The following is a 12,628-nucleotide window of genomic DNA, read 5'->3' on the forward strand; positions in this document are numbered from 1 at the left end:
CCCCATGAACAACCCACCTACCTTTGCCGCGCCCAAAACCGGGTCCCTGGAACTGTCCACCACCACCGCGGACCTCACCGCCCCGGTGATCTCCCGCTCCGACGTCCTGGTGGTAGGCGGTGGTCCCGCCGGCGTCGCCGCCGCCGTCACCGCGGCCCGCTCCGGGGCCAAGGTCACCCTCCTGGAGCGCTACTCCTCACTGGGCGGCCTCGCCTCCGGCGGCATGGTGCTGGTGCTGGACGACATGATCAACGGCCAGGACATCACGGTCACCGGGATCGTCTCCGAGTACGTGGAGCGGCTCCAGAAACTGGGCCTGGCCATCGTCCCGCCGGCCGAAGACCGCCGCACCTCAGAGGAACTCTGGAACAAGTGGGGCCGCTACGGCACCTTCGACTTCCACTCCCACACCACCCCCAAGCCCATCTGCTATGCCGCCGCATTCGACCCCGACGGCTGGAAGCGCGTCTCCAACGACCTGGTCCGCGAAGCCGGTGTGGACCTGCGGCTGCACTCCTGGTTCTCCCGCCCCATCGTGGACAACGGCGTGATCAAGGGCGTGGTCTGCGAAACCAAGCTTGGCCCGCAGGCCTTCACGGCGGACGTGGTCATCGACACCACCGGAGACATTGACGTCGCCTCCCGCGCCGGCGCCGCCTACGCCAAGGACAACTACCTCACCACCCTGGTGTTCCGGCTGGGCAACGTGGACACCGCGGCCGCGGAGGCCTTCGAACAGGCCAACCCCAAGGAAGCCCGCGCCATCAACCGCAAGATCAAGCGCCTCCTCGGCGGCGCCTGGGAACTGTGGTGGCTCAAGACCCCCATCGAAGGCGTGGTCTGGTGCAACGCCCCGCACATGACCGGCTACGACGGCGTGGACCCGGCGGACATGACCGCCGCCGAATTCGCCGCCCGCGACAAGATCTCCGAAGCCGTGGACTACGTCCGTGCCAACCTCCCCGGATTCGAAAAGTGCTACATGCTGGACGTCGCCTCCCAGATGGGCGTCCGCCAGACCCGCCTGCTGCAAGGCGAATACGTCATGACCAAGGAGGACGTCACCTCCCGCCGGCATTTCCAGGACAGCGTGGCCCGCGGCCGGGACTACTACTACCCGTACCGCTCGCTGCTGCCCAAGGAAGTGGACCAGCTGCTGGTGGCCGGCCGCCACTACTCCGCCACCCCCGAGGCGCAGAAGATGTCGCGCGAGATTCCGCCGTGCATGGCCATGGGCCAGGCCGTCGGCGTCGCAGCAGCGCTCGCCGTCCAGTCCGGCGTACTGGTCCGCGACGTCGCGGCAACGGACATCCAGCAGGGCATGCGCCGGCACGGCGCGGACCCCGGCGACGTCCCGTCGTCGAACGCCACCATCGATGCCGACGCGGCGGTGCCGGCATGAGCATGGCAACGGCAGAACGCCCGACGACGGCACCCGCCGCTGCCTCGCCCCTCACCGGGGGCGCGCGGCCGGCCACCCCGCTTCCGCTGGACGGCATCAAGATCGTGGACTTCACCCAGGTGTTCATGGGCCCTTCCTGCACCCAGTTGCTGGGCGACTACGGCGCCGACATCATCAAGGTGGAACGCCCCGGCGCCGGTGACATCTCCCGCAACTCGTTCCCGGACAAGGACGGCCAGGACAACCCGATCTTCCTGTCCATCAACCGGAACAAGCGGAGCGTCTCCATCGACACCCGCACCGAGGAGGGCCGCAATGTCCTGCACGCCATCATGGCGGACGCGGACGTGGTGGTCAGCAACTTCCGCTCCGGGGTCATGGAACGGATGGGCTTCGGCTACGAGGAGCTCAAGGCGGACAACCCCGGCATCATCTGGGCCTCCGGAACCGGGTTCGGCCCCGTAGGACCGTATTCGCACAAGGGTGGCCAGGACGCGATCGCGCAAGCGTACTCCGGCGTGATGTGGCGGCGGGAATCGGAGGACCAGAAACCGGCCATCTACCCCACCACCCTGTGCGACTACATCACCGGCATGCACTTGATGCAGGGCATCCTGCTGGCGCTGCGGACCCGGGAAACCACCGGAACCGGGCAAAAAGTGGAGGTGACCATGTACGACTCCATGCTGCACCTGCAGATGCAGGAGGCGTGCATGCAGCTCAACCGCGGTTACGAGGTCAACTGGGGCGCCATGCCCCTGAGCGGCGTCTTTGAAACCACCGACGGCGCCGTGTGCATGGTGGGCGGCTTCACCCCGGACCCGCTGGCACGGATCTCCGATGCCCTGGGCCTGGACGAGGACCTCACCGAACGCCCTGGATTCGCAACGCTGGAACAGCAGTTCAAGAACAAGCCCGCGCTGCAGGCGATCTTCCGCGAACACTTCGCCGCCAACACCACCGAGTACTGGACCGGCAAGCTGGAGGAACAGGGGCTGCTCAACGCTCCCGTCCACACTCTGGAACAGGCGCTCGCCGACGCCCAGACCGAGGCCAACGGCATGATCGTGGAGGCCGAACACCCCGGAGTGGGGACGGTGAAGATGCTGAACGCTCCCATCCGGCTCTCCGCCACCCCGCCGAGCGTCCGCCGGGCGGCGCCCCGCCTGGGCGAACACAATGTGGAAGTGCTGCTGGAGAACGGCTTCGACGAAGCCACCATCAAGCGGCTGCAGGAACTCGGGGTGCTCCGGTGACGGCGGTTGCAGCGGAGCCCCAGGCACCGGCGGAGGCCTCCGCTCCGGTGGACCAGGTCACCCTGGCCATCGAGGACCAGGTGGCCACCGTGGTGATCGACCGGCAGCACGTCCTCAACGCCGTGGACGGCACGGCCCAGGCCAGGCTCAACGCCATCTGGGAGCAGCTTGAGGCTGATCCGGACGTCCGCGCAGTGGTCATCACGGGCGCCGGCCCCCGGGCGTTCTGCGTGGGTGCGGACATGTCCGCGTCCGCCGTGGACAAGACGGGCCTGGAATACTGGGCCGGCTTGGACCCCAACGGTTTCGGCGGCCTGAGCCTGCGGACCACGCTGGATATCCCCGTGATTGCCAAGGTGAACGGCTACGCACTGGGCGGCGGCATGGAAATTGTCCTGGGCGCGGACATCGTGGTGGCATCGGACAGCGCAAAGTTCGGCTTGACGGAGCCGCGAGTCGGGCGGTTGGCGCTCGACGGCGGCATCCACCAGCTGGTGCGCCGCGTTCCCTACACCCAGGCGATGGGCCTGCTGCTCACCGGCCGGAAGGCTGACGCGGCAGAAATGCAGGCCATGGGCCTGGTCAACGAGGTGGTCCCGGCGGACGAGCTCGACGCCGCCGTGCAGCGCTGGGTGGACCAGGTCCTGGCCTGCGCTCCCACCTCGGTCCGGGCCGTGAAGCAGATGGTCACGCAGACCGGGCACCTCACCGCCAAGGAAGCCCGCGGCCTGCGGCTGCCGGCCCTGATGGCAGCCCTGGACAGCGAAGACTCCGCCGAAGGCGTCCGCGCCTTCCAGGAAAAGCGGAAACCGGCGTGGCCCGGCAGATAGGGAAAGCCGCCAGATGAACAACAAACCAAGGGAGAACCCGATGCGGGAGTCATTGACGCCGGGCGTGTGGGGCGTCGTTGCCACACCGTTCCAGGGCAGCACGCTGGACCTGGACCTGGACAGCCTCTCGGACCTCGTGGAGCGCTACGAAACCATCGGCGCCACGGGCCTGACCGTCCTGGGCGTCTTCGGGGAGGCCGCCGCGCTGACCCCGGAGGAACGCCGCCAGGTCCTCGAAATCGCCGTCGAATGCACGGAACTGCCCCTGGTGGTGGGCGTAACAGCGTTGGCCACCAGGCCGGCCATCGAGGAAATCCGCGCCGCCCAGGAGATAGCCGGGCAGCGGCTGGCCGCTGTGATGGTGCAGGCCAACTCGGCAAAGCCCGAGGTGGTCAGCGCCCACCTGGACGCCATCCACCGCGCCACCGGAGCCAAGGTGGTGCTGCAGGATTATCCGCTGGCCAGCGGCGTCGCCATCTCCACCGCCGCCCTGGTTGATGTGGTCGCGGCAAGCCCCTGCGTCATCGCCATCAAGGCTGAGGCGCCGCCCACCAGTGTGGCCATCGCCGAGCTCCACGCCGGTACCGGGGTTTCGGTATTCGGCGGACTCGGCGGCCAGGGGCTGCTGGACGAGCTCCTGGCAGGCGCCGCCGGTGCCATGACCGGGTTCTCCTACCCCGAGGCCTTGATTGCCTGCGTCCGCGCCTGGCGGGAGCAGGGGTATGCGGCGGCCGCCGGGCAACTGGTGCCCTACCTGCCGCTGATCAACTTCGAGCAGCAGGCCAAGGTGGCCCTGGCCATCCGCAAGGAATGCCTGCGCGAGCGGGGCTGGATCAAGGACCCGGGCGTCCGTGCCCCGGCGGCCGGCTTTCCCGAGAACCTGCGGCATGCCATGGAGGTCCATCTCCGCGAAGCCGCCATGGCCCTGGACCTGAACCGGGCGCTCGCCCCGGCGGGGAGGAACTGATGGACCTGGGAATTGCCGGCAAGACGGCGCTGGTGGCCGCCTCCACGGGCGGCCTGGGACTCGCCGTGGCCCGCGCCCTCGCCGCGGAAGGCGCCAAGGTGGCCATCGTGGGCCGCCGCGGCGTCCGTGCCAAGGAGATCGTGGACGAGCTGCAGGAGGCGTTCGGTGGCCTGCCGGGCTTTGCGGCCATCGCCGTCGAGGCTGACCTCACCGGTGCCGAGGGCGTTGACGCCGCGGTGACGCAGGCCGAGGCCGGCCTGGGGCCGATCGACATCCTGGTCCTGAACGGCCCCGGCCCCCGGCCCGGAGCCGCCGCAACACTGGGCAGTGAGGACGTCGCCGCGGCGTTCGACCTCCTGGTCAAGCCGCACCATGCCCTGGTCTCCCGCACCCTTCCGGCCATGCGGGAACGGCGGTGGGGGCGGATCCTTGCCATTGGCTCCAGCGGTGTCGCAGCACCGCTGCCCAACCTGGCCGTCTCCAATACCGGCCGCGCAGCCCTTGCCGGCTACCTCAAAACGCTCGCCGCCGAGGTAGCCCTGGACGGGGTCACCGTGAACCTGCTCCTGCCCGGCAGGATCGCCACGGACCGCGTCACCGAGCTGGACCAGGCAGCAGCAAAGCGCCGCGGCACCACGCTGGAGGACATCCGGCTGGAATCCCGCAAAACCATCCCCGCCCGCCGTTACGGCGAGCCCGCCGAATTCGGTGCGGCCGCCGCCTTCCTCTGCAGCGCCCCGGCGTCGTACATCACCGGTGTGGCGCTGCGGTGCGACGGCGGCCTCATCCGCAGCCTCTAGCCCCAACTTCCAAAGGAATGCCATGACCTCCACCGCCCTGGACCCCAACACCACCGCACTGGATCGCAGCAAAACCGCCCAGCACCTCATCAACGGGCAATGGCTGGGAACCGCGGAAACCCGCCGCACCAACCCCGCACGCCCGGACGAACTGGCAGCACTCTCGCCCAGCGGCACCGCGGAGGATGTTGACGCCGCCATCACCGCCGCCGCGGCAGCGCAGCCTGCCTGGGCCGCCCTGCCGGCACCCTCCCGCGGGGCCATCCTGATCACTGCAGGCAACCTGCTGATCGAACGGCAGTCCGCGATCGCCGAGGACCTGGTCCGGGAGGAGGGCAAGACCCTGGCCGAGGCCAAGGGTGAGGTGAAGCGTGCCTCGGACGTGCTGCGTTTCTTTGGCTCGCTGGGCTGGGCCGCCACCGGAGAGGTGCTGCCCAGCGGACTGCCGGACACCACCATCACCACCCGGCGTGAACCGCTGGGCGTGGTTGGGTTGATCACCCCCTGGAACTTTCCCATCGCCATTCCGGCCTGGAAGACGGCGCCTGCCCTGATCAGCGGCAACGCAGTGGTGCTCAAGCCCGCCGAGCTCACCCCGCTGTCCGCCACCCACCTGGCCCGTGCCCTGCAGGACGCAGGACTGCCGGCGGGCGTGTTCAACCTGGTGCACGGCAAAGGTCGGGTGGTGGGTGATGCGCTGGCCCGCGACCCGCGCATCGCCGGGATGTCCTTCACCGGGTCAACCAGCGTGGGCCTGGGACTGCAGGAGATCCTGAACGGCCGGCGTGCCCGCGTCCAGCTGGAGATGGGCGGCAAGAACGGCGTCCTGGTCCTGGATGACGCGGACCCTGCCAAGGCCGCACAGGTCGTGGCGGCGGGCGCGTTCGGCCTCACCGGCCAGGCCTGCACCGCCACGTCGAGGGTGTACGTCACCCCCGGCATCCGGGCGGCATTCCTCGACGCCCTGGTGGCGGAGGCGGCAAAGTACACCCCCGGAGACGGCCTGGAATCCGCCATGGGGGCCGTGGTGAGCGCCCAGCAGTTCGAGCAGGACCAGGCGGCGGTGCGCGGCGCCGTTGAGCGTGGCGCCACGCTCCTGCACGGAAAGTACGACGGCGATTCCTCCGAGGCGCTGTTCTTCCCTGCCGCCGTGCTCACCGGCCTTGACTTCGACGATCCTGCGGTGACGGAGGAGATCTTCGGCCCGGTGGTTGCGGTCCTTGAGGTCCCCGATTATGAGGCCGGCCTCGCAGGGATCAACGATTCCCGCTACGGCCTGACCGCCGGCATCTGCACGGACTCCCTGGCCGTGGCCACCGACTTCGCCGCCAGGGCCCAGGCAGGGGTCATCAAGGTCAACCGACCCACCGCCGGGCTGGACCTGAACGTGCCGTTCGGCGGGGTCAAGGATTCTTCCACCAACACGTTCCGCGAGCAGGGCAGGTCCGCCCTGGAGTTCTTTACCTGGGGTAAAACCGTCTACACGGGCGTGTAGTCCCATGACATACGTGATCGCCCAGCCGTGCGTGGATGTGAAGGACAAAGCGTGCATCCAGGAGTGCCCCGTGGACTGCATCTACGAGGGCGACCGGTCACTCTATATCCATCCGTCCGAATGCGTGGACTGCGGTGCGTGCGATCCGGTCTGCCCGGTGGAGGCCATCTACTATGCGGAGGACGTGCCGGACGAATGGGCAGACTACGTCCGCGCAAACGTGGAGTTCTTCCATGAACTGGGCTCGCCGCAGGGCGCCTCCGCACTGGGAAACTTGCATCGGGACCATCCCGTCGTTGCTGCCGAGCCCGTCCCGGCACGCTAGGGACCCAACCCTTTCAATGGCCGCCAAGCCTTCGCTTGGCGGCCATTGCTGCGTTAATGCCCACATTTCGCGCTTGTTACAACTATGTTGCTCTGTATGCAACCGCAGTCGGAGCGGGCGAAGCGAAGGCGTGATTGCCCGCCAGGCGTTATGGGCCGGACTTAATCATGAAGAAAGCTACAAAACCTCTTGACTGTGTCGCTCGTCACCACCTATGTTGAAACAACCACGTTGCAAGCAGTGCAACTCATACTTTCTGATGGTGGTTCCATGAGTACCAATTCCAACTCCTCCGGAGCAGGAGCCGTTGCCGCTGACGCCAACGGCCCCGCCGTGGCAGGCCAGGGTGCCGGCAGCCCCGTGGCAAGCAAGGACGTTCGACGCCGGGTGGTCACGGCCAGTTTCATCGGCAACTTCGTCGAATGGTTCGACTACGCCGTCTACGGCTACCTCGCGGCCGTCATTTCGTCCGTCTTCTTCCCTGAGGCCGACCGCCAGACTGCGCTGCTGGCCACGTTCGCGGTGTTCGCGATTTCCTTCTTCGTCCGGCCCCTGGGCGGCTTCTTCTGGGGCCACATCGGCGACAAGCTGGGCAGGCGCAAGGCACTGTCCCTCTCGATCGTCATCATGTCCGTCTCCACCTTCTGCATCGCCCTCATTCCCGGCTACGGAACCATCGGCATGCTGGCCCCGGTCCTGCTCCTGCTGGTGAGGGTCGTCCAGGGCTTCTCGGCAGCGGGCGAATACGCCGGGGCGTCGGCCTTCCTGGTGGAATACGCGCCGGCCAACCGCCGCGGCCTGTACGCTGCGGTCGTGCCCGCCAGCACGGCTGCGGGCCTGCTCCTGGGCTCGCTGATCGCGGCCCTCCTCAGCTCGGTACTCAGCACCGGGCAGCTGCACGACTGGGGCTGGCGGTTGCCGTTCCTCCTGGCCGCCCCCATGGGGCTGATCGGGCGCTACATCCGCACCAAGCTCGAGGACACTCCCGCCTTCCGCGCCCTGGCAGAGCAGGAAGAGTCCGCCCCCAAGGCGCCGGCGCTGGACATGTTCCGGACCTACCGGAAGCAGCTGCTCATCGCCTGCGGAGCGGTGCTGCTCAACGCCGTCGGCTTCTACGTCATCCTCAGCTACATGCCCACCTACCTGTCCGAGGAACTGGGCTTCGGCCCCACCGAATCGTTCCTGGCCACCACCATCGCCCTGGCCAGCTACATCGGCTTCATCTTCCTCACCGGCATGGCCTCGGACCGGTTCGGCCGCAAGCGGATGCTGATCACCGCCTCGGTGCTGTTCATGCTCCTCACCGTCCCGGCGTTCATGCTGCTGGATACCGGCAACTTCCTGGTGATCGTCCTGGTCCAGATCCTGCTGGGCGGCATGCTCACCCTCAACGACGGCACCCTGCCCAGCTTCCTGGCCGAACTGTTCCCCACCAAGGTCCGGTACAGCGGCTTCGCCGTCAGCTTCAACCTGTCCAACGCGATCTTCGGCGGGACCGCGCCGTTCATGGCCACCCTGCTGATCGGCCTGACCCAGAGCAAGCTGGCCCCCGGCTGGTACCTCGTGGCCGCGTCCGCCGTGTCCCTCGCCGCAGTCCTGTTCGCCGCCGAAACCTCGCGCAAGCCGCTCAAGCACCTCTGATCCTGCAGGGCCCCGGAACTTTCTTCCTTCCTACCCACCCATGTGCGGCCAAATACCTGCCCGCAATATCGAAAGGCACACCCGTGACCATCACCACCGACAACGCCTCATCCATCGCCGAACTCGAGCGCCTCAAGGTCCTGCACAACGGCACCAAGGGCAAGCTCACGTTCTCCGACGCAGAGTTCGAGCGCCGCCTCGGCGGCCTGCGCCAGATCATGGCCGCCAAGGAGCTGGACGCGGTCATCCTCACCAGCTACCACGGCATCAAGTACTACTCCGACTTCCTCTACACCACGTTCGGCCGCAACTACGCCTTGGTTGTCACCGCGGACGACTCGGTCACCGTCACCGCAAACATCGACGCTGGCATGCCATGGCGCACCTCCTACGGCGAGAACATCGTCTACACCGACTGGCGACGCGACAACTTCTACTTCGGCCTCCAGGAGGCACTGCGCCAGCGCGGCGTCAAGGCCACCCGGCTGGGCGTCGAGGACGACTTCCTCGCGGGCCTGACCCGCGAAAAGATCGCCGCAGCGTTCCCCGGCGCCACGCTCCTGGATGTCTCCCAGGACGCCATGCGCCAGCGCATGATCAAGTCCGCGGAGGAAATCGAGGTCATCAAGCACGGTGCCCGCATCGGCGACCTCGGCGGCGAGGCCATCCGCAACGCCATCCGCGAAGGCATCACCGAGTACGAGGTGGCCCTGATCGGCACCGAAGCCATGGTCCACGAGATCGCCCGGACCTTCCCCGACCGCGAAGTCCGCGACACCTGGGTGTGGTTCCAGTCCGGCATCAACACCGACGGCGCCCACAACTGGGCCACCACCCGCAAGCTGCAGCAGGGCGACATCCTCTCCCTGAACTGCTTCCCCATGACCTCCGGCTACTACACGGCCCTGGAGCGCACGCTCTTCCTGGGCCAGCCGGACGAGCGGTCCCTGGAGCTGTGGAACATCAACGTGGAGGTGCACAGCCGCGGCCTGGAACTCATCAAGCCCGGCGCCGTCTGCAAGGACATCGCCGCCGAACTCAACGAGATCTACATGAGCCACGGCCTGCTGGCCAACCGCACCTTCGGCTACGGACACTCCTTCGGCGTCCTCAGCCACTACTACGGCCGGGAGGCCGGCCTGGAGCTGCGCGAGGACATCGACACCGTCCTGGAACCCGGAATGGTGGTCTCCATGGAACCCATGATCACGGTGGCGGACGGCCAGCCGGGCGCGGGCGGCTACCGCGAGCACGACATCCTGGTCATCGGCGAGGACAACACGGTGGAGAACATCACCAAGTTCCCCTTCGGCCCGGAACACAACATCGTCCAGGCCTAACCATCACCACAGCGAAGCGGCGCCATGCACGTGGCGCCGCTTCTGCCGTCCATGAGGAAAGATGGTGTCCACCATGACTCCTGCAACGACTTCCGACAGCAACGGCACAGGCACCAGCACCAACGGCGGGACGGACGCCAAGGGCGCTTCCGTCGTCGTCAATGCCATCGCCGTCCTGCGCACCTTTACCGCGGACGAACCCTTGCTGGGGGTTACGGAAATCGCCAACCGGGTGGGCATGCACAAAAGCAGTGTCTCCCGGATCCTGGCCACCTTCGAGCAGGAGAACCTGGTGGAACGGGACCCGGAAACCAAGCGGTTCCGGCTGGGCCTGGGGCTGATCGCCGTCGCCGGGCCGCTGCTGGCCGAGATGGAGGAACGGCGCGTTGCGTACCCCGTGCTGCGGCAACTGGCGGAGCAGACCGGCGAAACCAGTGCGCTCATGCTCTGGAACGGGGACGAAGCCATTTGCGTGGAGCAGATCGCCAGCCACCACCAGATCAAGCACACCACGCCGCTGGGCGCCCGGTACCGGGACGCCATGAGCGCTTCCGTCCAGGTGTTCCTGTCCACGCTGCCGGCCGAGCGGGTGCGTGAATTGCTGCGGAGCGGAGCCATCACCTTTCCCGGAATGGACGACGCCGGCCTGGCGGCTTACGAGGCCCGGCTCCAGGACGTGGCGCGGCGGGGCTGGGCGGGCAACTACGGTGAATCGTCCATGGATGAAGTGGGCGTGGCGGCCCCGGTCCGCGACCATCGTGGCGACGTGGTAGCGGCCGTCCTGATTCCGGCCCCGCGCTTCCGGGTATCTAGAGAGCAATTCGAGAGGCTGGCTGAAGCCTGCGTTGCTGCCGCCGCCAAGGTGACCACCCGTCTGGGCGGCCGGCCAAGCTAAGCCGCGGCAGGCTGAGGCGGGCCACCTCCTGCCCGACGGCGGTTGGCCACGCGCACGGGCTACGCCGCCTATCAGCCCAGCTCGGCTCTACGGCTTGGGGCGGCTGCATATTCCGACCATCCGCCGGCGTAGAGGCGGCCCTGGCCGAGTCCGGCATGTTCAAGGGCCAGGAGGTTGTGGCACGCCGTGACGCCTGAGCCGCAGTAGGAGATGACCGCGGCGGCATGGTCGATCCCAACCCCCGCGAATGCGGCCCGTACCTCTGTGATCGGACGCAGGCGTCCATCGGGGGAGAGGTTCGCCCGGCAGGGGACGTTCACGGCGCCAGGAATGTGGCCTGCCTGGGGATCGGTGGGCAACTGGAGCGTTCCGTCGAAGCGGTCGGCATTGCGGGCATCGACCAGGATCCCGGCGGCTGCTCCTGCCGTGATGTCCTCCAGCCGGGCCAGGCGGGACTCGGGCCACGGAACCGGCGTGAACGTCGCGGGGGTCGGCTTCACTGACGTGGTCTCCAACGGTCCCGTCCATGCCGCCATCCCGCCGTCGAGGAGAGCTGCAGGGTGTCCGATCGCGCGCAGCATCCAGACGAGCCGCGCAGCGATCACCCCTCCCGCGTCGTCATAGGCGACCACGGCTGCGCCGTCACCGATTCCCAGGGAGGACATCCCGCGGGCAAACACGTCAGGCTCGGGCAGCGGGTTCAGTCCGCCGGGTCCAGGATCGCCGGACAACCAGGCGTCTATGTCCACAAACACTGCATCCGGAAGATGGCCGCTGTCGTACGCCGAACGGCCTGACGAGCCGTCGAGGTACCAGCGCGCATCGGCGGTGACAACGGTTCCTTGATGCGCCGCGAGCCACGAGCTATCAACGAACGGCGGCAGCTCCGCCCGGGTGGTTGGGGTGGGGTCCATACAGTGCAGGCTAGACGATGCGTCCATAATGTGAGCAAAAATGTCCCATTATGTGGATACTCAAGCGTGGCAGTCCCCGGCTTCGACGTGGCCGGGCCGAGCGCTCGTCGGAGCCGTGCCGGTCTGTACAACCGGCACCGGCCCGCGGGAGACTGGCGCCATGGGCAAACTAACCTTCGCCATGAACGTCAGCCTGGACGGCTATACCGCAGCTCGCGGGGACGACCTCGGCTGGAGCATGCCGGACGATGAACTGTTCCAATGGTGGTCCGACCGCGTGTCGGCGACGGGCCTGGCCCTGTACGGACGCAGGCTGTGGGAGGCGATGAGCTCCCACTGGCCCACCGCGGACCAGGAGCCTGGTGCCACGCCGGCGGAGATTGAGTTCGCGCAACGCTGGCGGGACATGCCGAAGGTGGTGTTCTCCTCCAAGCCCCGCCCGGTCAACTGGAATACCCGCCTTGTCACCGGCGATGCAGTTCCGGAGATCGCGCGGCTCAAGGCAGGGGAGGGCGGTCCGATTGATATCGTCGGTGCCACGCTCGCCGCGGCGGCCATGCGGGCCGGACTGATCGACGAGTACGTGATGGTCACCCATCCGGTCCTGGTGGGCGGCGGGACGCCCTTCTTTACCTCCCTGGACCATTGGGTGCAGCTGAAGCTTGTGGAGACCAGGGCCTTTCCCGGTGGCGCGGTCCTGGCCCGGTACGACGTTCGTCGCTGAGCAGGCCAAGACTCAAAGCGGCCTGCCTCCGCGCTTGGG

General features: G+C 67.7%; 12 protein-coding genes. 11 read left to right on the forward strand and 1 reads right to left on the reverse strand.

The features are described 5' to 3' along the window. The first annotated feature begins 4 nt into the window (after positions 1 to 4). The 10 genes from QRM96_RS11260 (at position 5) to QRM96_RS11305 (ending at position 10,951) form a co-directional block, all read left to right on the forward strand. Entirely contained in the window at positions 5 to 1,402 is a 1,398-nt protein-coding gene (locus QRM96_RS11260) for an FAD-dependent oxidoreductase (protein WP_285319738.1), read from the forward strand. Beyond that, on the forward strand, positions 1,399 to 2,658 hold the full coding sequence (locus QRM96_RS11265; protein ID WP_133831770.1) for a CaiB/BaiF CoA transferase family protein: 1,260 nt from the start codon (positions 1,399 to 1,401) through the stop codon (positions 2,656 to 2,658). The genes QRM96_RS11260 and QRM96_RS11265 overlap by 4 nt, the downstream gene beginning before the upstream one ends. Beyond that, positions 2,655 to 3,488 carry an enoyl-CoA hydratase-related protein gene (locus tag QRM96_RS11270; RefSeq protein ID WP_285319739.1) on the forward strand — a complete coding sequence of 278 codons (834 nt, stop codon included), beginning with the start codon at positions 2,655 to 2,657 and terminating at the stop codon, positions 3,486 to 3,488. Before QRM96_RS11265 ends, QRM96_RS11270 begins: the two co-directional genes overlap by 4 nt. A gap of 13 nt (positions 3,489 to 3,501) precedes the next feature. Beyond that, positions 3,502 to 4,455: a dihydrodipicolinate synthase family protein gene (locus QRM96_RS11275; protein WP_231369841.1), complete on the forward strand. Its 954-nt coding sequence runs from the start codon at positions 3,502 to 3,504 to the stop codon at positions 4,453 to 4,455. Further along, positions 4,455 to 5,255 (forward strand): SDR family oxidoreductase, encoded by an 801-nt coding sequence (locus QRM96_RS11280; RefSeq protein WP_285319742.1) that lies wholly within the window; start codon positions 4,455 to 4,457, stop codon positions 5,253 to 5,255. The genes QRM96_RS11275 and QRM96_RS11280 overlap by 1 nt, the downstream gene beginning before the upstream one ends. A gap of 22 nt (positions 5,256 to 5,277) precedes the next feature. Continuing rightward, positions 5,278 to 6,750: an aldehyde dehydrogenase family protein gene (locus QRM96_RS11285; RefSeq protein ID WP_285319743.1), complete on the forward strand. Its 1,473-nt coding sequence runs from the start codon at positions 5,278 to 5,280 to the stop codon at positions 6,748 to 6,750. 4 nt (positions 6,751 to 6,754) lie between these two features. After that, a complete protein-coding gene (fdxA, locus tag QRM96_RS11290) occupies positions 6,755 to 7,075 on the forward strand; it encodes a ferredoxin (protein WP_133831768.1) in 321 nt (106 codons plus the stop codon). A gap of 270 nt (positions 7,076 to 7,345) precedes the next feature. Beyond that, a complete protein-coding gene (locus QRM96_RS11295) occupies positions 7,346 to 8,716 on the forward strand; it encodes an MFS transporter (RefSeq protein ID WP_026264380.1) in 1,371 nt (456 codons plus the stop codon). Positions 8,717 to 8,799: 83 nt separating this feature from the next. Next, positions 8,800 to 10,056, forward strand: a complete 1,257-nt coding sequence (locus tag QRM96_RS11300; RefSeq protein WP_285319744.1) for an aminopeptidase P family protein — start codon at positions 8,800 to 8,802, stop codon at positions 10,054 to 10,056. A gap of 61 nt (positions 10,057 to 10,117) precedes the next feature. Further along, on the forward strand, positions 10,118 to 10,951 hold the full coding sequence (locus tag QRM96_RS11305; protein WP_285319745.1) for an IclR family transcriptional regulator: 834 nt from the start codon (positions 10,118 to 10,120) through the stop codon (positions 10,949 to 10,951). A gap of 71 nt (positions 10,952 to 11,022) precedes the next feature. Here the strand turns inward: QRM96_RS11305 and QRM96_RS11310 are convergent, their stop codons facing one another. Beyond that, positions 11,023 to 11,865, reverse strand: coding sequence for a sulfurtransferase (locus QRM96_RS11310; RefSeq protein WP_285319747.1), 843 nt, complete (start codon positions 11,863 to 11,865; stop codon positions 11,023 to 11,025). 160 nt (positions 11,866 to 12,025) lie between these two features. Between QRM96_RS11310 and QRM96_RS11315 the strand changes: the two genes are divergently transcribed. Further along, entirely contained in the window at positions 12,026 to 12,589 is a 564-nt protein-coding gene (locus tag QRM96_RS11315) for a dihydrofolate reductase family protein (RefSeq protein ID WP_018760976.1), read from the forward strand. Positions 12,590 to 12,628 lie beyond the last annotated feature (39 nt).

The organism is Pseudarthrobacter sp. lyk4-40-TYG-27, from assembly GCF_030209295.1.
Taxonomy (GTDB): Bacteria; Actinomycetota; Actinomycetes; order Actinomycetales; family Micrococcaceae; genus Arthrobacter.

Bases quoted from the DNA above. Each gene is read 5' to 3' on its own strand.
- QRM96_RS11260 (WP_285319738.1), top strand. From the start codon at position 5: ATGAACAACCCACCTACCTTTGCCGCGCCCAAAACCGGGTCCCTGGAA.
- QRM96_RS11265 (WP_133831770.1), top strand. From the start codon at position 1,399: ATGAGCATGGCAACGGCAGAACGCCCGACGACGGCACCCGCCGCTGCC.
- QRM96_RS11305 (WP_285319745.1), top strand. From the start codon at position 10,118: ATGGTGTCCACCATGACTCCTGCAACGACTTCCGACAGCAACGGCACA.
- fdxA (WP_133831768.1), top strand. From the start codon at position 6,755: ATGACATACGTGATCGCCCAGCCGTGCGTGGATGTGAAGGACAAAGCG.
- QRM96_RS11285 (WP_285319743.1), top strand. From the start codon at position 5,278: ATGACCTCCACCGCCCTGGACCCCAACACCACCGCACTGGATCGCAGC.
- QRM96_RS11295 (WP_026264380.1), top strand. From the start codon at position 7,346: ATGAGTACCAATTCCAACTCCTCCGGAGCAGGAGCCGTTGCCGCTGAC.
- QRM96_RS11310 (WP_285319747.1), bottom strand. From the start codon at position 11,865: ATGGACCCCACCCCAACCACCCGGGCGGAGCTGCCGCCGTTCGTTGAT.
- QRM96_RS11280 (WP_285319742.1), top strand. From the start codon at position 4,455: ATGGACCTGGGAATTGCCGGCAAGACGGCGCTGGTGGCCGCCTCCACG.
- QRM96_RS11315 (WP_018760976.1), top strand. From the start codon at position 12,026: ATGGGCAAACTAACCTTCGCCATGAACGTCAGCCTGGACGGCTATACC.
- QRM96_RS11275 (WP_231369841.1), top strand. From the start codon at position 3,502: ATGAACAACAAACCAAGGGAGAACCCGATGCGGGAGTCATTGACGCCG.